This is a genomic window from Agaribacillus sp. DX54 (genome assembly GCF_056858335.1).
Genome location: NZ_JBXEQE010000006.1, coordinates 158,627 through 179,110, shown reverse-complemented (window position 1 = coordinate 179,110; position 20,484 = coordinate 158,627). Strand labels below are relative to the sequence as shown.

Annotated in this window: 13 protein-coding genes; 7 read left to right on the top strand and 6 right to left on the bottom strand. The window is 43.5% G+C overall.

The genetic code is table 11. From position 1 onward, the window contains the following. Positions 1 to 10 precede the first annotated feature (10 nt). From murA to AC04NP_RS09500, 6 genes are all read right to left on the bottom strand, one after another. Positions 11 to 1,318 (bottom strand): UDP-N-acetylglucosamine 1-carboxyvinyltransferase, encoded by a 1,308-nt coding sequence (gene murA / locus AC04NP_RS09525; RefSeq protein WP_482859411.1) that lies wholly within the window; start codon positions 1,316 to 1,318, stop codon positions 11 to 13. Continuing rightward, positions 1,318 to 1,953: a DUF4290 domain-containing protein gene (locus tag AC04NP_RS09520; RefSeq protein ID WP_482859410.1), complete on the bottom strand. Its 636-nt coding sequence runs from the start codon at positions 1,951 to 1,953 to the stop codon at positions 1,318 to 1,320. The genes murA and AC04NP_RS09520 overlap by 1 nt, the downstream gene beginning before the upstream one ends. Positions 1,954 to 2,041: 88 nt before the next feature. Continuing rightward, on the bottom strand, positions 2,042 to 4,315 hold the full coding sequence (locus tag AC04NP_RS09515; protein ID WP_482859409.1) for an ATP-dependent helicase: 2,274 nt from the start codon (positions 4,313 to 4,315) through the stop codon (positions 2,042 to 2,044). Positions 4,316 to 4,495: 180 nt separating this feature from the next. Further along, the gene (locus AC04NP_RS09510; protein WP_482859407.1) at positions 4,496 to 7,531 is read right to left on the bottom strand and encodes a choice-of-anchor J domain-containing protein; all 3,036 of its coding nucleotides are present in this window, start codon (positions 7,529 to 7,531) and stop codon (positions 4,496 to 4,498) included. An 81-nt stretch (positions 7,532 to 7,612) separates the two neighbouring features. Next, entirely contained in the window at positions 7,613 to 7,915 is a 303-nt protein-coding gene (locus AC04NP_RS09505) for a NifU family protein (protein ID WP_482859405.1), read from the bottom strand. Positions 7,916 to 7,918: 3 nt separating this feature from the next. Further along, positions 7,919 to 9,016 carry an Mrp/NBP35 family ATP-binding protein gene (locus AC04NP_RS09500; protein ID WP_482859404.1) on the bottom strand — a complete coding sequence of 366 codons (1,098 nt, stop codon included), beginning with the start codon at positions 9,014 to 9,016 and terminating at the stop codon, positions 7,919 to 7,921. A gap of 177 nt (positions 9,017 to 9,193) precedes the next feature. Here AC04NP_RS09500 and dnaG point away from each other — a divergent pair, with 177 nt between their 5' ends. The 7 genes from dnaG (at position 9,194) to nrfD (ending at position 20,479) form a co-directional block, all read left to right on the top strand. After that, positions 9,194 to 11,122, top strand: a complete 1,929-nt coding sequence (dnaG, locus tag AC04NP_RS09495) for a DNA primase (RefSeq protein WP_482859401.1) — start codon at positions 9,194 to 9,196, stop codon at positions 11,120 to 11,122. 123 nt (positions 11,123 to 11,245) lie between these two features. Then, on the top strand, positions 11,246 to 12,463 hold the full coding sequence (locus AC04NP_RS09490; protein ID WP_482859399.1) for a bifunctional 3,4-dihydroxy-2-butanone-4-phosphate synthase/GTP cyclohydrolase II: 1,218 nt from the start codon (positions 11,246 to 11,248) through the stop codon (positions 12,461 to 12,463). Between the two features lie 21 nt (positions 12,464 to 12,484). Continuing rightward, complete coding sequence (locus AC04NP_RS09485; RefSeq protein WP_482859398.1) at positions 12,485 to 13,102, top strand: hypothetical protein; 618 nt, start codon at positions 12,485 to 12,487, stop codon at positions 13,100 to 13,102. Between the two features lie 51 nt (positions 13,103 to 13,153). Beyond that, positions 13,154 to 13,924 carry a 5'/3'-nucleotidase SurE gene (gene surE, locus AC04NP_RS09480; RefSeq protein ID WP_482859396.1) on the top strand — a complete coding sequence of 257 codons (771 nt, stop codon included), beginning with the start codon at positions 13,154 to 13,156 and terminating at the stop codon, positions 13,922 to 13,924. A gap of 581 nt (positions 13,925 to 14,505) precedes the next feature. After that, a complete protein-coding gene (locus tag AC04NP_RS09475) occupies positions 14,506 to 15,825 on the top strand; it encodes a c-type cytochrome (protein ID WP_482859394.1) in 1,320 nt (439 codons plus the stop codon). Positions 15,826 to 15,874: 49 nt separating this feature from the next. Then, positions 15,875 to 19,048, top strand: a complete 3,174-nt coding sequence (locus AC04NP_RS09470; protein WP_482859392.1) for a TAT-variant-translocated molybdopterin oxidoreductase — start codon at positions 15,875 to 15,877, stop codon at positions 19,046 to 19,048. A gap of 33 nt (positions 19,049 to 19,081) precedes the next feature. Then, a complete protein-coding gene (gene nrfD, locus AC04NP_RS09465; protein WP_482859391.1) occupies positions 19,082 to 20,479 on the top strand; it encodes an NrfD/PsrC family molybdoenzyme membrane anchor subunit in 1,398 nt (465 codons plus the stop codon). The last annotated feature ends 5 nt before the right edge of the window (positions 20,480 to 20,484 follow it).

Sequence of the window (20,484 nt, the reverse complement as noted above, 5' to 3'; positions counted from 1 at the left end):
TAAAAATCAGCTAATCGATCCTGGTAATGTCAGCGCCTAATGCCTTTAAACGCCCGTCGATATTTTGATATCCTCTGTCGATTTGTTCCACATGGTCTATAATACTGGTTCCTTCTGCCGAAAGTGCGGCGATTAAAAGTGAAACCCCTGCCCTGATATCCGGAGAGCTCATGCGGATACCCCGTAGTGGCTGCTTCCTGTCCAGCCCTATTACAGTGGCGCGGTGCGGATCGCATAAAATAATCTGAGCCCCCATATCAATCAGTTTATCGACAAAGAACAGACGGCTTTCAAACATTTTTTGATGCACCAGCACTGTGCCTTTAGCCTGTGTGGCCACGACTACCACGATGCTCAGCAAATCCGGTGTAAAACCCGGCCAAATGGCATCGGCTACTGTCATGATTGACCCGTCGATAAAAGTTTCAATTTCGTAATTGGATTGTGCCGGAATGAGGATATCATCGTTGGTAATCTCCAGTTGAATGCCTAACTTTCTGAATACATCAGGGATTAGCCCCAATTGATCTACGCTTGCATTTTTGATTTTCAACGCCGATTGCGTCATGGCAGCCATGCCGATAAAACTCCCGATTTCAATCATATCCGGCAAAAGACGGTGTTCAGTACCATGCAGTTCCTTGACACCGTTAATTTTAAGAAGGTTGGAGCCAATGCCATGAATATCAGCGCCCATATCATTTAACATACTACATAACTGTTGTACGTAAGGCTCGCAGGCAGCATTGTATATCGTTGTACTTCCCTTGGCCAGTACTGCGGCCATGATGATGTTGGCTGTACCTGTAACCGAGGCTTCATCCATCAAAATATAGGTACCGTTGAGGTTGGAGGCATCTATATGGTAGAATTTGTCACTGGCATGGTATACAAATTTGGCGCCGAGTTTTTGAAAACCTATAAAGTGGGTGTCCAATCTCCTCCTTCCGATTTTATCACCTCCGGGTTTGGGGATTTTGCCTTTTCCAAATCTTGCCAGTAAAGGTCCCAGCACCATGATGGATCCTCTTAATGAGGAGGCCATGGCCTTGTATTCTTCAGTTTCAAGGATAGACAGATCCACATTTTTTGCCATGAACCGGTACGATTCCGATCCAAGTTTTTCAACTTCAACCCCCATAAGTTTTAAAAGGTCTATCAGTTTATTAACATCCCTGATGTTCGGTACCTTGTGGATGGTAACAGGTTCTTCGGTTAAAAGCGTGGCACTTAAAATTTGCAGGGCTTCATTTTTGGCACCTTGTGGTTCAATTTCTCCCCCTAGCCGGTTGCCACCTTTAATTTTGAATGATGTCATTAATTTCTTCGCCTTTTTTTTCCGTTGCCGCTTCTCTTTCCAATGTTTTCTTTTTTGGGTTTGGCGGCTTTTTCTTTAAAAAGAACTTCGAAAAGGTTTTCCTCTTTTACATTTTGCGGGTCGATATCCAGCTTGTTTTTGGAAAGCTCTTTGATATGATCGATGATTACCTGATCACTCACCACCTCTTTATTCCAGCTAGCATAAAAGGTTTTCATCAATTTACCCAGATAAATAATAAATGACTCCCTTTCTTCCGGGTCTTCGGTTTTCACAGCCTTGTCTACGATGAGTTCTATATTCCGCCCGTAGTGTTTGTATTTTATCCGGTTGACGTTGTAGTCTACCTTTTGTGGCTTTCTGCTCAGTATTTCTTTTTCCGGCTTGGGGTAGGGACTGTCAACCTCCGCCTTAAAGTCTGACATGATAAAGAGGTCGTCCCACAGCTTTTGGTTGTACTCGTTACTATCCTTGATATTGGGGTTTATCTGCCGCATTAAATCTACCAGCACAGCAGCGTAGGCATTTCTTTTTTCATTGTCGTCTACCCCGCTCATATATTCAACCAGTTTCTGAATATTCCTTCCATATTCCCTTAATATTAACCGTGGCTTCTGCGTATTATATTCACTCATTGTGATTTTTTCTTTAAAATAATGGTTTACAAAATTTAAAAATACAGGATTTTTTTTAAAACACTGGAAAATAGGTTATTATTTGATTTTAGCTGTCATGTATCTTAAGTTTAGCAAAGCTAAGCAACAACGTTTTTTCCCCAAAGTTTTCGAAGTTAACTTTTGCTTTTCTGTTGGCACCCAGATTGTCCATCATCGTCACCACCCCAAATCCAAACTTAGCATGCTCCACCTTCATACCTTCCGTCAGTCCGGAGGTATCACTCGGTATGAAATCCTTGCCCGGTTTATGATAGTTTTGTGAGGCAGGCCCGGAGGTTTTGCGGATACTGTTTACCAGGTTTTTGGCATATCGACTATGGGTACCCTGCACCTGACTGACAGGGTTAAAGTTGTTTGCTTCACTGCCCTTAAACAGTCTGTTAACTTTGATAAACTGAGGATCGATATCTTCCAGAAACCGGCTGGGTTCGCAGTTTTTGAGTCTTCCGAACCGGTATCTGTTCAGGGCATAGGAAAGATATAGTTTAGCTTTTGCCCGGGTGATGGCAACATAAAAAAGGCGGCGTTCTTCCTCCAGATCTGCACGGCTGGTTAACATCATCTGGGAAGGGAAGAGATCCTCTTCCATGCCGACCACGAAGATGTATTTAAATTCCAGTCCTTTGGCCATATGAATGGTCATCAGGGTAACCAGTTCGTTGTCTTCATTGTTATCCTGATCCACACTTGTAAGCAGGGCTATTTCCTGCAGAAATGCGCCCAGGGTTTTATCCTCATTTTCCGGATTATCCACATATTCCTTGATAGCATTCAACAGCTCCTGTACGTTTTCATACCGGTTGAGTCCTTCAATGGTCTTATCTTCATACAACGCCCTTAAAATGCCCGAATTTTTCGCGATATGCGTAGCTGCCTCAAATGCATCCTTTCTTTCTATCTCCAGTTTAAAGGCCTTGATCATGGTGACGAAGTCGGCGATAGCGTTGGCTGTTCTGCCACTGATAAAACTGTGGATATTTTCAAGCACCTCCCAGATCGACATGTCATGTTCATAGGCAGCCACCACTACCTTGTCAACCGATGCGGGCCCAATGCCACGTTTGGGCAGGTTGATAATTCTTCTCAGGGCTTGTTCATCCTGCTGGTTAATAGCGAATCTCAGATAAGCCAGTATGTCTTTGATTTCCTTTCTTTGATAAAATGACAGACCACCGATGATTTTATATTTGACATTGTTTCTGCGCAGGGCTTCTTCAATGGCCCGTGACTGGCTGTTGGTCCGGTAGAGCACCGCAAAGTCGGTGTAACTGAGCTGATGGTGCATTCTCTCTTCAAAGATAGTGCTTGCGACCAGTTTACCTTCTTCATTATCACTGGTGGCTTTGATGACTTCAATGAGGTCACCCTGTGTATTTTGCGTCCACACATTTTTTTTCAATTGTGCCCTGTTCTTATTAATCACTGAATTGGCGGCCTCAACGATGTTTTGCGTGGAACGATAATTTTGCTCGAGCTTGATGACCCTCAAATCGGCATAGTCTTTTTCGAAATTCAGAATATTCTGAATGTCAGCCCCTCGAAACGCATAAATGCTTTGGGCGTCATCTCCTACTACACAAATGTTTTGATGGACCGCTGCCAGTTTTTTGGTGATCAGGTATTGGGACAGGTTGGTATCCTGAAATTCATCAACCAGTACATACTTGAATCGTTGCTGGTATTTATTTAGCACGTCCAGGTGATCCCTGAACAAGATATTGGTATTAAACAGCAGATCGTCAAAATCCATGGCAGAGGCCTTGAAGCATCTGTCTGCATAGATCCGGTAGATATTGCCGACCTCCGGTTTCATAGCACTTTCATCATCGGCAAGATAGATGGGATTACTCAGGTATTCCTGCCAGGAGACCAGCCTGTTTTTGGCGGCAGATATTCTGTTGATTACTGTATTGGGTTTATAAACTTTGTCATCTAACCCTTTTTCCTTGACAATACTTTTGATTAATGATTTGGAATCTTCGGTGTCGTAGATGGTGAAGTTGCCCGGGTATCCCAGTTTTCCGCCCTCTGCCCTTAAAATACGGGCAAAAATTGAGTGAAAAGTACCCATCCATATATTCCTGGCCTCATTGCCCACTACACCCTCGATCCTGTCACGCATCTCTTTTGCTGCTTTATTCGTAAAGGTGAGTGCCAGAATATGAAATGGATCCACGCCCTTTGCCTTGATCAGATGCGCGATGCGCATCGTTAATACCCTGGTCTTTCCCGAGCCAGCCCCTGCAATGATCATACAGGGCCCTCCGGTATTCATGACCCCTTCCAACTGCGGCTCATTAAGGTTATCTAAATAATCCATTTTCTCTCCTGAATATATTTCGCAATTTACAAAAGCCACCTAATTTATCATCAAAAAAATCAGATAACCGACAACCCCCACAAAAATTTTTCACCCCGTCCCCCTATCGACACCTCAGTCCACCCCCTCATCATTCTTTCATTCTATCCACTCCCTCATTCCACCATTCCATACCTCCCATCATCTCTGGATTAATAACCTCTGGACCTCGCTCAACCCACGCCCCGTTGCCTTTACAAAATACACACCATTACGTAATTGCGGAAGTTCCAACGTATAGGTCTGGTTCAAAGTACTTTCCAGTATTTTTTCATAAACCACCTTTCCTTTGGTATCTACAATGGCGAGACGGATGTCTTCTTTATCCGATAAATTAAAGCTGGTATTAAAAGTATTGGTAACAATCGGGTTGGGATACAGGATAAATGTATTGGTTTCCGGAACCGGAAGATTTTCGTCACTGGTAAGGAAAAATTCGATATCATCCAGGTAGAGATTGTTACCAAATTGGTTTTCAAAGACAAAGGCTACCCTCACCGCATCATTACCTGCGTAGGCGTTTAGGTCGATGAACCCGGTTTCCCAGTCGTTTTCATACTCTGGTGACCAGGGTCGATCAGACGCTATAACACCCAGTGAGGCATCTTCCAGTACGTAAATAAGGTTATCAAAAGATTCACCGCAATTTCCGGAAACAAATATCTTCAGGCGGTCTACATAGTTAGTCACATTCGCATAAGAAAATTTGAAAGTCATGCTGGCCCTGTCGGCTTTGCTCATGTCCAGGAGGGGGCTTATCAACCAATCTTCCTCTCCTGTGTTTTCGTAGTTAAAGCCATTGATAAAAGCCGCATTATTGTCATTGCCATTTCCGTTAGCTGGTGACACCAACCAGGTTATGTCCTCATCCGGATTGAAAATCCGCCACCCCGAATTCCCTGGATTGGTGTCATCAAACCTTTCCCGTACGGGAATTTCAACCTTAAAATTATCTGTTCTTTGATTAATAACGGCGCTGTTGTTATCAGGGTTTTGGTCAGCCTGCCCGGATGGGTTGATCAAACGGAAATCGAACGCGTAGTCGCCGTCTTCCAGCGTAATTGCCTGAAATTCCAGCGTCCTTTCTTCTCCGGGATTCAGTGTAAGGCTTTCTAAACCGGTTTGCGGCTCTCCGTTTACATTATATCCGGCACTAAAGTTGTTTACAGGCACCGCGCCCAGGTTCTTGATCAGAATACTCGGTGTTACGGTATTTTCGCAAGAGATAACGGCCGGTGCGATGATCTCCTCAATACTTAAGTCGACGTCATATTGCTGCTCCGCAGTGACCCTGATGTCATCCAGATACAAATTATTACCGCCGGCGTTTTGGGCTTTGAAGGCTACCAGAACCTCATTGGCACCAAGATAATCATTGAGGTCCAGGGTGATTGTTTTCCATGCAAACCGGTCTTCGGGAACAAACGCGCCTTGCACGGATTCTGTGCTGGCAAGGTCTTCGCCGGACTCATCAAAAATCACATTTTCAAAGTTGTTACCGCAGTCGGTAGATACTGCTACGGTGAGGCGGTCAGGATTATTAGGGCGATTGGCGTAGGCAAGCCTGAAAGAGAGTGTGGCAGAGCGTGCGCCGGAAAGATCCAACGGAGGACCGATCAGTTGATCTAATTCTGCTGGGCTGTTTATATAATTGAAAAAATTGAGCATGATAGCCCTGTTATCGATACTGGTAACTCCAGGCACAGACCGGATTTCCCAGGTGATGCTTTCATCAGGGTTATCGATGATCCAGTCGGACTGAAAAATCTCAAAGTTTTCATCAATTGATATGACCGGGTCACCGCTGACAAGATAATTGAGTGACTGTATGTTATTGGTGGGGTTGTTATCGTCGCCACCATTGGTTTCTATGATCTGAAAACTTATGTCATTGCTTCCTATACTAACATCGTTTAAAGTGGCAAAACTAATGGTTTGAACATCCTGTGGTGCCAGGGACAACGTGACATCGATGGTTTCTTCTTCCAAGCCATTCACTAACAGGGTTAGCCTGGCCGAGGTGATGTCATTGGTTCCAAAGTTTTTTAGCTCGATTTCCGGGGCAAATGTATTCTGACATTGGCCGGCAGCCGGGGTGAGGATCTCTTTGATTCCCAGGTCATCAGCTACAGGTGAAGGGGCGACGAGTCCCGGAGAGGTTGTAAGGCTCTGTCTTCTTGGGCTGTTTTCTATGACGATCCTCATCCTTGCCTTTTGATCGGTGGTAAACAGATTCATGCATGCGTCATCTGTATAATCCATATAGTTTTGCACCATGCTAAGTTCACCGCAACTTTGCCGGCTTAGGTTACACCCCTCATGTTCAGAAGATGCGGGCGGGGTGTCATCACAAAAATCATCAACACTGCAGCCGCCATCCCCCCAGGTATGTCTAAGCCCAAAAAAATGTCCCAATTCATGGGTGGTAGTTCTTCCCCGGTCGAAAGGGGGTATTAATACAGGAAATGATCCTTTGGCACTTGACCCGAAACTTTGATATCTCAAAACCACACCATCGGTTAGCCTGTTGTTAGAGGCATCTTCCAGTCCTTCCAGGGAAGACACCGGGAATTGAGCAAACCCGAGCAAACCGAATGCAAGGTCGGCCACCCATATATTCAGGTAATCCTCTGCCGGCCAGTAGCTCAGTGCCGATAGTTTAGTGGCATCATTCAAGCCAAAATTCGGCTGATTGCCCTGCACCCTGACAATGCCGTTGGTCGGTAATCCTTCCGGATCCTGCCTGGCCAATATAAATTCTATCTGCATATCGTCGGCCACATCCTGAAAAACAGGCAGTGTTTCACTGGCATCACTGTTAAACCTTCTGAAATCTTCATTGATAACCTCAATCTGGGAAATAACCTGGGCATCGCTGATATTACTGCCATCACCCACTGCTTCGCCATCGTGAATGATATGTACCACGACCGGAACAGTCAGAACGAGGGCATCTCTACGGGCAGCAGCCGGTAATTTTTTTCTTTCGGTAATTCTTTTGTTCAGCCAATCCTCAAAGGATTTTTTCGATTCGAGCTTTGGATCATGGCCCCTGCGGTAGGCCTCATATTCCACGGTGCTGCAACGCTTTTGTGCAAAAAGTAACGATGGAAAGGTGATAACCAAAACGGTTAACCAAATAAAGAAACGCCAATGAATGTCTATATACTTCCCCATATACCTAAACATAGGATGATAACTATACAACTATTTTGTATAAAAGGCTCAGCCTGGTTTTTGACCCCTGAATTAGTCTGATCAGGACATTAAATTATCAGGTAATTTGGCATTAGGGTCGTTGGGATGGGTAATATTTATCGCTTCTACAGCAACAATTTCGGGTACGGATCTTTTGATTGATTCTTCAACACCGGCCTGCAATGTCATGGTTGACATCGGGCAATTGCCACACGCCCCCAGTAACTCCAGCTTTACCACATTATTGCTGATCTCCAGAATCCTGACATCCCCTCCATCTGTTTCCAGGTATGGGCGAATGTTATCAAGCGCTTTTTCAACCCTTTCCATCAGATCATCTTTCATCACCGTCTCATCTTTCATAATCTAAATATTTACTTCTACTTTTTTTGTTTTTTGCATGGATGAATTTCTGATGGCAACCTGCTGTGCAAGCGACTGCGCCAGTTTTTTAAATGATTCAGCAGTAATACCTTCTTTTAATACAGCCGGGTAGCCATTATCCCCACTTTCCCGAATGCTTTGGACGATAGGAATCTGTCCTAACATTGGTACCTTAAACTTTTCTGCCAGCTTTTTGCCTCCCTCCTGACCAAAAATGTAATACTTGTTGTCAGGTAATTCCTCAGGTGTAAAGTACGCCATATTTTCGACAACTCCCAAGACCGGAACATTAATTTGAGGCTGTTTAAACATAGCGAGACCCTTGACAGCATCAGCCAGTGCTACCTTTTGAGGTGTGGTAACAATAATGGCACCGGTGACAGGCACCGTTTGTACCAGCGTAAGATGTATATCGCTGGTGCCGGGGGGCAGGTCTATCAACAGATAATCCAACGGCCCCCAGTCTGCATCTCCGATAAACTGTTTGAGGGCCGAACTGGCCATAGGCCCCCTCCAGACCACCGCATTGTCTGATGGCGTTAGAAATCCGATCGATATGATTTTTACACCATATTGCTCTATAGGAACAATCAGGTTTTTTTCGCCTTTTTTTAAGATACCGGGCTGCTCATGTTCGCAATTAAACATCGTGGGCTGGGAGGGACCGAATATATCGGCATCAATAACTCCGACCGAGGCACCGGTTTTGGCCAGAGCCACCGCCAGATTGGAAGTAACCGTAGATTTTCCTACGCCTCCTTTGCCAGAGGCCACAGCAATGATATTCTTTACCTCCGGTAGCAAAGGGGCATTGTTCAGCCGGGTACTGGTAACATCGGAAGTCATGTTTATCTCGAGGGGAAAGTCCTCGCCGGCAATTTTACCCACCGCCTCCAGACAGTCTTTCCTGATCATTTCTTTCAGCGGACAAGCCGGGGTGGTCAGCACCACTGTAAATGAAATTTTATGGTCGCTCACTTCCAAATCCCGAATCATGTTCAGACTGACCAGATCTTTTTTTAAGTCAGGATCTTCTACCGTTCCCAACGCCTTCAGTACCGCTTCTTTGGTTACAGACATGTTTGTGTTTTAATTGTTTTTATTTGTTTCCTGCAATTTACCTACTTACGTTTATTTTATTAACAAAAGAGATATAAAATAAGTTGGGTAGGTAAGATAAATTTGTTTTTTACAAAGACAGCATCGTCGCCAATGACCATTATTCATTAACTTTGAAAAATTGTTAACCCCGGTAAATTGAAAATCAGACAAGACATCATTGATCAGGTCAAGGCCCGTGTGGACATTGTGGAAGTATTGGATGACTTTCTCACCTTAAAAAAGGTCGGTCAGAGTTACCGGGCCCTGAGCCCGTTCACCGATGAAAAGACACCTTCCTTTTATGTTTCCCCTGCCAAAGGGATTTTCAAGGATTTCAGCTCGGGCAAGGGGGGTGATGCCATTGCTTTTATTATGGAACTGGAGGGACTTTCCTACCTGGAAACCATTAAATATCTGGCCAAAAAATATGGCATTGAGATCAAGGAGGAAGAACAAACCGATGAAGAAATTGCCCGGCAAAATGAACGGGAGAGCCTGTACATTGCGCTGAGTTTTGCTAATGAATATTTCAAGGACCTGCTTTGGAACCATGCCGACGGCCAATCCATAGGGCTGGCCTACTTCAAAGAAAGGGGCTTTACCGACCAGGTTATCAGGGAATTTGACCTGGGCTACAGCCTTAATCTATGGGACGGATTGATGAAAGCGGCGCTCAGGAAAGGTTACCAAAAAGAAATTCTCGAAAAAGCGGGTTTGATCATAACCAATGAAGACAGAAGCTATGACCGCTTCAGGGGAAGAGTGATTTTTCCCATCCACAACATAACCGGCAAGCCTATAGCCTTTGGTGCCCGTATATTGGTGGCTGACAAAAAGCAACCCAAATACATCAACAGCCCCGAAACGGAGATTTACCACAAAAGCAAGGTATTGTATGGCATTCATCAGGCCAGGCAGGCCATTCGAAGTGCTGATAACTGCTATCTGGTAGAAGGTTATACAGATGTTATTTCGATGCACATGGCCGGGGTGAAAAATGTTGTTGCTTCATCAGGCACCTCGCTGACCGACGAACAAATCAAACTGATCAGCAGGTATACAAAGAATATTACGGTGCTGTTCGATGGTGATGCGGCAGGTCTGAGGGCTTCTTTGAGAGGGGTGGACATGATTCTGGAAAGCGGCATGAATGTAAAGGTCGTGGTTTTCCCTGATGGCGAAGATCCCGACAGTTATGCCAGTAAATCCGGGAGCACGCGTTTTCAGGAATATCTTCAAAGCCAATCACAGGATTTCATCAGGTTCAAGATTTCCGAATTTGCCAAAGACGGAGCGAAAGACCCGGTCAGGAAGGCAGAGACCATCCGCAATATTGTGGAAAGCATTTCCAAAATTCCTGATCCCATCCAGCGGACGGTTTACATCCAGGAAAGCAGCAAACTGCTGGATATTGACGAGTCTATCCTTATTGCCGAGCAAAATAAGATTCTGATTCGTAAACATCGCGAGCGGCCGAAGGAAAAGTCAGCCACGAAGGCGGAAACAGAGATTTTGCCGGAGCGACTCCTCCATGAGCAGGAAGAGCAGGCGGCCTTTGCCGAGTTGGACCCGTTGATATGGCAGGAGAAGGAAAGTGTCAGGATTTTATTGACTTACGGTATACATGAGGTAGACGAAAACATAAAGTTAAGTGAATACATGCTTCAGGAGCTGGAGGAAATCGATTTTAAGACCCCTGTTTACGCCGATATCCTTAACTCGATAAAAGATAACCTGAAAAAGGGATTGTGGATCGATGCGGATTACTTTTTGCGCCATGGATCTGAAGAGATCAAACAAGAAGTCATAAGCCTTACCACTGAAAAGTACGATATTAGCGAAAACTGGCATGAAATGTATAAAATCCATGTTCCAAGGGAGTCGGAAATCATTGACAACGTGATTTACACTAATATTCACAGGCTTAAAATGAGGGTTATTCAAAAGATAATCGACGGTCATATGGAACGCTTGAAACAGGAACAAGACGAGGACCAACAGGAATCCTTGCTGAAAATCATCTCATCCTACAAGAAAATGGAAATGGAAATCGCCCATGTACTTGGCAATGTAGTGGCAAGATAAGCTTGATTTCACCGTATTTTAAGGACATTGACCCAAATTCATGATGTTTCCCGGCTATTTACCTTAAATACTGACTTAATCCTATTAAATTTGCATTGTTTTGGATGAATGCCAGAAATAAATATGAATAGCGACATTAAACTTGATACCATTGAAGCAGCCATCGAGGCTATAAAAAGGGAAGAGGTTATTATTGTGGTGGATGATGAAAACAGGGAAAATGAAGGTGACTTTATTTGTGCTGCTGAATGCATTACACCCGAAATTGTCAATTTTATGGCTACCCATGGCAGAGGTTTGATCTGTGCCCCGGTAGTTGAAGACCGCTGTGAAGAACTGGGACTGGAATTAATGGTCGGTAACAATACCGCCCTGCACGAGACGCCTTTCACCGTTTCAATAGATCTTATAGGCCATGGTTGTACAACCGGCATCTCAGCAAGTGACAGGGCCAAAACCATCAGAGCCCTTGTAAATCCAAATACAAGACCGGAGGATCTGGGCAGACCAGGCCACATTTTTCCACTTAAAGCCAAATCCGGTGGGGTATTACGCAGAACCGGACATACAGAGGCAGCCATTGATTTTGCCAGGCTGGCAGGCTTTCAGCCGGCGGGGGTCCTGGTGGAAATTATGAACGAGGACGGTAGTATGGCGCGCTTGCCGGATTTAAGGAAGGTGGCTGACAGGTTTAATCTTAAATTGGTTACCATCAAGGATTTGATCGCCTACCGTCTGAAAAAAGAAAGTCTCATCAGGCGGGAGGTTGAAGTAAACATGCCGACCTTGTACGGTGACTTTCATCTTGTAGCCTACACACAGACAAATACCGGAGATACCCATTTAGCGTTAGTAAAAGGTAAATGGGAAAAAGATGAGCCTGTGATGATAAGGGTACACTCTTCCTGTGTGACAGGTGATATTTTTGCCTCTTTTCGTTGCGACTGTGGCAATCAGTTACACAAAGCCTTGAAAATGGTGCATGAAAATGGCAAGGGAGTTGTGCTTTATATGAACCAGGAAGGAAGGGGAATTGGTTTAATAAATAAGTTGAAGGCCTATAAATTGCAGGAAGAAGGGATGGACACGGTGCAGGCTAATATTGAATTAGGCTTTGACATGGATAACCGTGATTATGGTGTAGGCGCACAGATATTGAGGGATTTGGGCGTAAGTAAACTGAAGCTTATTTCCAATAATCCTAAAAAAAGAGCAGGATTAATAGGTTACGGCCTGGAAATTGTGGATAATATTCCCATTGAGATTGAGCCCAATGAGCATAATGAAAAGTATCTTAAAACTAAAAGGGACAAAATGGGGCATAAGATTTTGAAAAAATAGATGGATTAACCAGGGGAGCGTATGAAAAATTTTATTTTTGTTTTACTGATCGTATGTATCACCGATGCGGCGCTCCGGGCGCAGACATTTCCGTCAGATATATGGCACGAAGGAAAACTGATTACCATTGATGAGGATACTTTGAGGGGAAGGGTAAAGTATGATCTGGACAACGATCTGATACAAATCGACTATGCCGGTGGTATTTATACCTATGGGGCGAGGAAAATACTTTATTTTGAAATTTTTGACGAGTACTTTGAAGATTACCGGTATTTTTACGCACTTCCTTATGAAACCTCGGGCAATTACAAAGTTCCGATTTTGTTTGAGGTTTTGTACGAAGGCCATCTGACCCTGCTATGCCGGGAATATATCTCCACTGAAACGGTACCACAGTTTAATCCCTATGGCGGGCGTAATATTTACAGCACCTTTAAATTGTCATACAATTACTACTTTGTTTCCAAAGAAGGTAGAATAACCCAGTACTATCTGAAAAAGAAAGATTTGCTTACTATTATGAAGAAAAAATCCCCGGAGGTAAAGCAATTCATGAAAAACAACAATTTGAAATATGACAAACGCGGTGATTTGGTACGAATTACCGCTTATTACAATTCTTTGCTGGATGCTTGATTTCTTGCTCAGGTTTGATTACCTATGCCAAAAAATTAAGTAACCCGAACTATGGCCAAACCTTTGATTTTAGTTTCTAACGACGATGGTATTACCTCGCATGGGATAAGGACATTGGTAGATGTAATGTGCGAACTGGGAGAAGTAGTGGTAGTTGCTCCCGACAGCCCCCAGTCCGGTATGGGACACGCCATTACCATAGGCAATACATTGAGACTGGATGAAGTCGATATTTTCAAGGTAGCCAGGTCTTATAAGTGTTCGGGTACCCCTGCGGATTGTGTCAAGCTGGCTAAACACCAGATTTTAAAAGACAAGAAACCCGATCTGGTGGTAAGTGGTATCAACCACGGAGGCAACACTTCGATCAGTGTCCTGTACTCAGGCACTATGTCGGCCGCTATTGAAGCAGCTATTGAAGATATGCCCTCCATTGGCTTTTCACTTTGTGATTATTCCTCCAAAGCAGACTTTTCCCATGTCACCGACTATGTTTACAAAATTGCCGAGCAGGCACTGCGTAACGGTATGCCAAAAAACACGGCCTTGAATGTTAATTTCCCTCCCAAAAGAAATGAAAGGATAAAAGGCATTAAAATCTGCAGGCAGGCCAGGGCCAAATGGCAGGAAGAGTTTGACCAACGCCTCGACCCCTACGGGCGCAGCTACTTCTGGTTGGCAGGTAACTTTGTGAATTTCGACAAGGGCGAAGATAACGACGAATGGGCTATTGCTAATAATTACATTTCTGTCGTGCCTTGTCAGTTTGATATGACAGCCCACCATGCCATAGGTCAGTTGAATAATGATTGGGATATTTGAGGGTCCCGTGTCCCGGGTTACAGGTTCCCCATTCGGTTTTACAAAGTATGCCGCAAGCATCTCGTGGCTGTCCCACAACGTTTTCAACAAAATTCTTGACCCCTGACCCCTCTCCCCTCATCGAGCTGAAAGGCACAACCAAGCCACTTCCCCTATCCGATACCCTTAACAATCAGAGGATGCGATGATTTCATAATCGCGGGCCCAAAGGTGTATCCCCTAAAATAATTGTCCATTGTTAACTGTCAATTTCCAATGGCGCCTTTGAGCATGCCTTCAATTCAGTGGTGGCTCCGGTCATAGGAACATAGGAAGGAGAATATTCGGCGAATGAATAATTGAAAATATGCGATTCCTGCCGGGGGTGGAAAGGCCCCATATCACCAGATAATTTATAATTATTCTAAATAGCACGCCTCTCTATCACAACAATATCTAAATATCTTGATAATCAGCTTGTTAAATAATAAATCGATACCGGTCTAATGTATGTTTTTTGTTGAAAATGTGCTAGGAATAAATTTGAAAAAAAAAGATCGCATAGTACATTTGCATCGATCTTAAAAACGCTTACTAACAGTATGGCCGAGAAAAAAATTAACGATCATATGAGGAGATTTTTGCACCCAAAAGCTTTAAAGCTATTTTTTACACTGGTACTATCCATTTTCATTTTTCAGTCTGCGATCTCGCAGGATGCTGCCGCCTCCGGTGAAATACCTACTGATGAAGAATCCATTGCTGCAGGAAAGGCCTTATTTCAGGAATTGTGTACAGTATGTCATGCAGTAGATAGAAAAGTGGTAGGGCCTGCTTTAATGAATGTTTATGAAAGAAGGGATTTGCCGTGGATCATAGCCTTTGTGAAAAATTCCCAAAGGGTAATCGCAAGCGGTGACCCCTATGCGGTGGCTTTATACAATGAATATAACAAGACGCAGATGAATAATTTTGATTATTTGTCTGATGAAGAGATTATTAATATAATAGCCTATGTCAAAGATGCCACAGAGAATCCTGCCACACCTGCCGTCGCCGCTGGCGAAGATGCAGGTGCACCTAGTGCCGGAACGGCTGGCGAAGGAGGAATTCCTTCCCAGTACCTGACAGCAATACTGGTAGGTTTACTGGTAGTCTTAGTAATTATCCTGGGGGTTTTGGTGCTGATCATTTCAGTTTTAACCAGATATCTGAAGGAGAAAAAACAATTGGATGAAGTTGACCAGGAATTGCTTGGTCAGAAGTTGGAATTCGGGAAGTTTTTTACTAGCTCAGGATTCTTAGGTGTGCTGGTGTTTTTATTTGCTGCCATTGCCTTTAAATCGGTTATAGACGGACTATATAATATAGGTGTCCAGCAAAATTACGAACCCACCCAGCCCATTGCTTTTTCACATGCTTTGCATGCCGGCGAGTATGAAATCGATTGTAACTACTGTCATACCGGGGTAATGAAAAGTAAAAATGCTAATATTCCTTCGGCCAACATATGCATGAATTGTCATGGGCAAATACTGACCGAGTCATCTGAAATCGCCAAGATATACGAGGCACTTGACTACGATAAAACCACCCAGACCTATGGTCCTAATCAAAAACCAATCGAGTGGATTCGGATCCATAACCTGCCTGACCTGGCATATTTTAATCATGCCCAGCATGTAAATGTCGGTGGCATAGAATGCCAGACCTGCCACGGTGAAATACAGGAAATGGTTGTAGTTAAACAACACTCGAACCTTACCATGGGGTGGTGTATCGATTGCCACAGGCAAACAGAGATAAAAACAGTAGGAAACAAATATTATGACCAGTTGGTGGAATTACATGAAGCCAGCAATAAAGAACAGTTAAAGGTGAAAGACATTGGAGGGCTGGAATGCTCCAAATGTCACTATTAAATAATTTGCGAAATTTTACAGTCGGACTTGACTTCCATATATAGATCATATGAAAGAATCTAAAAAAACATATTGGAAAGGTTTGGAGGAGCTTGCGCAGGATGAAAGCTTTGAAAAGTATGCGAAGAAGGAATTCCCCGAATACTTACCGGTTAATCTTCAAAAAGGTGGATTTGATGAGGATGAGGGTAGTAGCAGAAGGGATTTTCTGAAATTAATGGGGTTTGGCGTAGCAGCCGCTTCATTGGCGGCTTGTGAAGCACCTGTGCGAAAAGCCATTCCGTATTTGAACAAACCTGTAGATATTGACCCGGGAATACCCAATTATTACGCGTCCACTTATGTGAACTCAGGTAATTACTGCAGTATAGTTGTGAAGACGAGGGAAGGGCGTCCCATTAAGATAGAGGGTAACACCCTTTCGCCTGTAACCAAAGGGTGTGTCGATGCACAGGTAGAAGCATCGGTTTTATCCCTATATGATGACGCCAGGCTCAAAAAGCCGTTTTTAAGAGGGGAGCCCTCGTCATGGAGTGAAATTGATAAGGACATGATAGATAAGTTGAGATCGATTAGCTCCTCGGGAGACAAGATCTGTCTTGTCAGTAATACAATTTTAAGCCCGACAACAAAAACTGTTATTGCAGATTTTCAAAAGAAATTTTCCAATGTTCAGCATATCGTTTATGATACATATTCATCGGATGGAATAAAATTAGCGCATAACAACTTATTCGGAAAACCAATACTTCCTTCTTTTGATTTCGGCAAAGCAGATGTTATTGTCAGCTTTGCGGCTGATTTTTTAGGAACATGGATTTCTCCTATCGAATTTACCCATCAATACATACAAAACAGAAAATTGGGTGATGGTAAAAAGACGATGTCCCGCCATTATCATTTTGAAGCTAATTTATCCCTGACCGGAGCCAATGCTGATCACCGTATTAAGGTAAAACCATCCCAGGAAGGGTTGGTTGTAGCACAGCTATATAATTTTCTTGCCAAAAAAGCCGGGGCACCAGGGTATAATATTTCAAAGGTAGATATCGGGTTTATTGAAAAAGCAGGTAACGAACTCTGGTCAAAACGAGGTAAATCGCTTGTAGTTAGTGGTTCGAATGATCCGTCTGTGCAAACAGTGGTTGCAAGAATTAATGATCTTCTGGGAAACTATGGAAAAACTATCGACATAAATACCCCTGTCAATTACAGACAAGGGAATGATGGGCAGTTTGCTGATTTCATCAAAGACTTACAAGGAGGGCGCGTGGGTGCGGTTATTTTCATAAACGCGAATCCGGTTTACAATCATCCTCAGGGTAGCGACATCGCTTCGGGCCTGGAGAAAGTCAAATTAAAAGTATCTACTTCCGACAGGATGAATGAAACCGCCGTTTTGTGTGATATTGTGGCCCCTGATAACCACTTCATGGAATCATGGGATGATTCGGAGCCCAAACCCGGATATTATAGTCTCACTCAGCCAGTCATCAGAACTTTATTTGATACCAGGCAAATTCAGGAAAGCTTATTGACCTGGTCCGGTAATTCTGAAAGTTATTTTGATTACCTGCGAAATAGCTGGAAAAACAAGTTTTATGATAAAGATGACTCCGAGTTGGGTTTTCAAACTTTTTGGGATCAGGTGTTGTATGATGGCGTGTACAAACATGTTACGCCTCAAGAAACAACAACGGGTAATGATGAGAATTCCACTGATGAACCCCTTGCCATCATTGAAGATTTAAGTGCGCAGTTTTTAGAGATTAACAAAAATTATAAAGCCGATAACAATGGTTTTGAATTGGTTTTGTATCAAAAAGTAGGACTTGGAGACGGTGGTGTACAAGCCAATAATCCATGGCTTCAGGAAATGCCTGATCCAATTACAAAAGCCACATGGGATAACTATGCGACCATGTCACTAACCGATGCCAAGTTCCTCGGTGTGGTCATGTCGGCTGAAGGAGATACTAATTATGTTAACATTACGCTGGAAGGCAAAACGATTAAACTTCCGGTTTTGATCCAGCCGGGTCAGGCAGCCAGAACCATAGGAATAGCACTTGGTTATGGAAGGACGCATGCCGGTAAGGTAGGAGATAAAGTGGGCGTGAACGCTTATCCCTTAGCCAGTGTTTCGAAAGGTGTGATAAAATATACGGTTCATGAGGGTGTTGATTTAGCCATTGACCCTGAAAAGACCAAAATTGCGAGGACCCAGACCCATCAAACCATCATGGGGCGCCATATCATTCAAGAGTCCACTTTGGATGCCTATCAAAAAGACCCCTCAGCCGGAAGGGTCCATCCAAAAATTGCCACAAGTGAAGGATTCAAGGCACCGCAGAAAATCACGTTATGGAAGGGGCATGATTATAACAATCATCATTGGGGACTGATCATCGATATGAATTCATGTACAGGATGTAGTGCCTGTATTGTTGCTTGTCAGGCTGAAAATAATATACCGGTTGTAGGAAAGCAGGAAGTGTTAAACAGGCGGGAAATGCACTGGATCCGTATTGACAGGTATTACTCAAGTAATGAGCCTGAGGAGGGACTTGGAAAGATACAAACTTTGCGATCATTAGAAGAGCCTTCTGATAACCCGGAGGTTACATTCCAGCCCATGATGTGTCAGCACTGTAATAACGCCCCCTGTGAAACCGTGTGCCCTGTAGCCGCAACAACCCATAGCTCTGAGGGGTTGAACCAGATGACTTATAACCGTTGTATAGGCACAAGATATTGTGCGAACAACTGTCCCTACAAGGTGAGAAGGTTTAATTGGTTTAAATATCACGACAATGATCAGTTCGCGGAAGCCAATCCTTCTATGAATTCCAATCTTGGCAAGATGGTTCTTAACCCTGATGTGACAGTCAGGTCGCGAGGGGTGATGGAGAAATGTTCTTTGTGTGTTCAAAGAATTCAGGCTGGCAAACTTAAAGCTAAAAAAGAAAACAGAAGACTTGTTGATGGTGAAATTACCACAGCCTGTACCAACTCCTGCCCTGCGGATGCTATGATATTCGGAGATATGAATGATCCTAACAGTAAAATATCCAAAGCACTAAAAATTAAAGCCAAAGATAAAACAAATGTAGAGGTCGGTGAACCGAGGGCCTATCACGTGCTTGAAGAATTGAATGTTAATCCTAATGTCTTTTATTTGACCAAAATCAGAAATAAGAGCTCGGAGGGAGAAGAAGCTTAATAAAAAGTAATACAAGTACAAACTAAGAATTATATGAGCGTAACTGCATCAGTTCGTAAACCTTTGATAACCGGTGGGAAAACAGCCCATGATGTTACTGAAGATATTTGCCGTCAGGTAGAAGGAAAACCTACACAATTGTGGTTAACAGCCATAGCCATCTCCCTCGGTCTACTCGCTGTAGGAACGTATGCCTTATTGGTTACCTTATGGGAAGGCATTGGTAAGTGGGGGCTGAATAAGACCGTTGGCTGGGCATGGGATATTACAAATTTCGTCTGGTGGGTAGGTATTGGTCACGCCGGCACCTTGATATCTGCTATCTTGTTACTATTCAGACAGAAATGGAGAATGTCTATCAACCGCGCGGCAGAGGCCATGACGATATTTGCTGTAATTTGTGCCGCACAATTTCCCTTGGTACACATGGGAAGATTATGGGTAGGCTTTTATTGGGCTCTTCCGCTTCCAAATACTTTCGGATCGTTGTGGGTGAATTTTAACTCCCCATTGTTGTGGGATGTATTCGCTATTAGTACTTACTTTTCAGTATCCCTCGTATTCTGGTATATTGGTCTGATCCCCGATTTTGCCACTATCAGGGACCGTGCAAAAAATAAAATATCAAAGGCTATTTACGGAGCCCTTAGCTTTGGCTGGGACGGTGCAGCCAAAACCTGGATGAGATATGAGTCTGTGGCGCTGATCCTTGCAGGATTGGCTACGCCGCTGGTACTGTCGGTTCATACCATCGTTTCTTTTGATTTTGCCACTTCAGTGATTCCGGGCTGGCATACAACCATATTCCCGCCCTACTTTGTGGCAGGAGCGATATTCTCTGGTTTTGCCATGGTACAAACATTACTTTTGGTAACCAGAAAGGTTTATAAGCTGGAACATTATATTACGATTAACCATATAGAGCTCATGAATATTATCATCATGGTCACTGGCTCTATTGTGGGTATAGCCTATATTACTGAGTTTGTCATTGCTTTTTACTCCGGCGTAACGTATGAAGAATATGCTTTCATCAATCGTATGACAGGCCCTTACTGGTGGGCATACTGGTCAATGATGACATGTAATGTAATCTCACCTCAGCTATTCTGGATCAAAAAGATCAGAACCAACCTGGCCGCTACCTTTATTCTCTCAATCGTGGTAAATATCGGCATGTGGTTTGAAAGGTTTGTTATCATAGTCACTTCGTTACATAGAGATTTTATTCCGTCCAGTTGGGCTATGTTTACCCCCACATTTTATGATATTGGCGTATACACGTTCACATTTGGACTATTCTTTACGGCTTTTTTTCTGTTTGCAAAGTTCTTCCCGGTGATAAACATGGCGGAGGTGAAATCTATATTAAAATCAGATGCTCTCAAAATAGAGAAAAAGGAAGAAATAAGAGAAAAGCAAGAAATTTAAGATTT

What these genes read in the sequence shown, in the direction of transcription:
- AC04NP_RS09485 (WP_482859398.1), top strand. Translation starts at nt 12,485, where the DNA reads ATGAAAAATTTTATTTTTGTTTTACTGATCGTATGTATCACCGATGCG.
- AC04NP_RS09510 (WP_482859407.1), bottom strand. Translation starts at nt 7,531, where the DNA reads ATGGGGAAGTATATAGACATTCATTGGCGTTTCTTTATTTGGTTAACC.
- AC04NP_RS09520 (WP_482859410.1), bottom strand. Translation starts at nt 1,953, where the DNA reads ATGAGTGAATATAATACGCAGAAGCCACGGTTAATATTAAGGGAATAT.
- murA (WP_482859411.1), bottom strand. Translation starts at nt 1,318, where the DNA reads ATGACATCATTCAAAATTAAAGGTGGCAACCGGCTAGGGGGAGAAATT.
- AC04NP_RS09475 (WP_482859394.1), top strand. Translation starts at nt 14,506, where the DNA reads ATGGCCGAGAAAAAAATTAACGATCATATGAGGAGATTTTTGCACCCA.
- AC04NP_RS09500 (WP_482859404.1), bottom strand. Translation starts at nt 9,016, where the DNA reads ATGTCTGTAACCAAAGAAGCGGTACTGAAGGCGTTGGGAACGGTAGAA.
- AC04NP_RS09505 (WP_482859405.1), bottom strand. Translation starts at nt 7,915, where the DNA reads ATGAAAGATGAGACGGTGATGAAAGATGATCTGATGGAAAGGGTTGAA.
- surE (WP_482859396.1), top strand. Translation starts at nt 13,154, where the DNA reads ATGGCCAAACCTTTGATTTTAGTTTCTAACGACGATGGTATTACCTCG.
- AC04NP_RS09470 (WP_482859392.1), top strand. Translation starts at nt 15,875, where the DNA reads ATGAAAGAATCTAAAAAAACATATTGGAAAGGTTTGGAGGAGCTTGCG.
- AC04NP_RS09515 (WP_482859409.1), bottom strand. Translation starts at nt 4,315, where the DNA reads ATGGATTATTTAGATAACCTTAATGAGCCGCAGTTGGAAGGGGTCATG.
- nrfD (WP_482859391.1), top strand. Translation starts at nt 19,082, where the DNA reads ATGAGCGTAACTGCATCAGTTCGTAAACCTTTGATAACCGGTGGGAAA.
- AC04NP_RS09490 (WP_482859399.1), top strand. Translation starts at nt 11,246, where the DNA reads ATGAATAGCGACATTAAACTTGATACCATTGAAGCAGCCATCGAGGCT.